The organism is Oleiphilus sp. HI0061, assembly GCF_001635675.1.
The window spans coordinates 1-1,190 of record NZ_LWFE01001671.1; the positions used below are offsets into that span (position 1 = coordinate 1).

The window sequence follows — 1,190 nt, forward strand, 5'->3', positions numbered from 1 at the left end:
CTGCTAGTGCTTATGAAGAAGAGCGAACTGAGTACAGTGCCGGGGTAGATTTTCTTCATGAGAAAACGATAGTGAGCGCGGGCTATACCAACAGTGAAGAAAATGACTTCTCAGCCGACACAGTGTTTGTTTCTGTTTCACAAGATTTCTTTGGTGATTTAACTAACTTGAGCTTGGGTTATTCCAGAGGATGGGATGAAGTTGGAATGATTCAGAGTGACTTTTCTGAAGATGTTGACAGGCAGAACTACAAACTGGGGCTATCTCAAGTCATCACGAAAAATATGCTCTTTGGCGTGGACGTCGATATTATTACTGACGAAGGTTATTTGAATAACCCCTATCGCGTATACCGCTATCAGAGTGGTTCATCTTTCGAGACAGCTACTGAAAAATACCCGCAAACACGAACCAGTACAGCTGTTGCACTTCGTTCTCTTTACTACTTGCCGTATCGAGCATCGATTAAAGCAGAGTATCGTTATTTCACTGACAGCTGGGGGATAGAAGCGGATACCTTCGAACTTCAATATATTCACCCGGTTGGTCCTTCTTGGGTCTTTGAGGGCCGATATCGTTATTACCAGCAAACCAGTGCAGACTTTTATAGTGACCTTTTCCCCTTTCAGGACTCACAAGACTTTATGGGGCGTGATAAGGAATTGAGTACCTTTAGTGATTATACGATTGGTTTAGGAGCAAGTTATATTTTTGGTAAAGGTGCCATCCCACATGTAGATAGGCTAAAGCTAACGGCTTTGGTTGATTACTTAGAATTTTCCTATGACAACTTCAGAGATGTGACCAAACCTTCTACTGTTGCAGGAAACGAACCTTTGTATGGTTTCGATGCGTGGGTCACGCGTATATCGGTCACGATGGAATATTAGAGAGAATTGGGGAAGAGTTAGATGAATAATAAAGCGACCAGAAAAGCATTGAAAAGCATACTCTTGTTTGCTGTATGCCTAGTTTCAGTGAGTAGCTTTGGTGAGGAGTCAGCGACCGAGCCGGGTGCGGTTATCGAAAAACAGTCTGCGCCTGTGGCGGACAAGCCTGTTGCCTTGAGTGTGGCGCAGCTGAAGAAAAAGGTCATCAAGCTGAATCGAGACCTGTTTATTCTGGAAGAAGATTTGCTGTTTCCGGCAAATACCCAGTTTGTTGTTTATCTGAGTCTGGATACGGGTAAA

General features: G+C 43.6%; 1 protein-coding gene and 1 pseudogene. Both read left to right on the forward strand.

The window, feature by feature from the left end:
- On the forward strand, positions 1–890 hold an 890-nt coding region (locus A3735_RS25865; RefSeq protein ID WP_068638909.1), incomplete at its 5' end, for a DUF3570 domain-containing protein.
- 21 nt (positions 891–911) lie between these two features.
- Positions 912–1,190: pseudogene (locus tag A3735_RS32175) on the forward strand (AraC family transcriptional regulator); the annotation flags it as partial.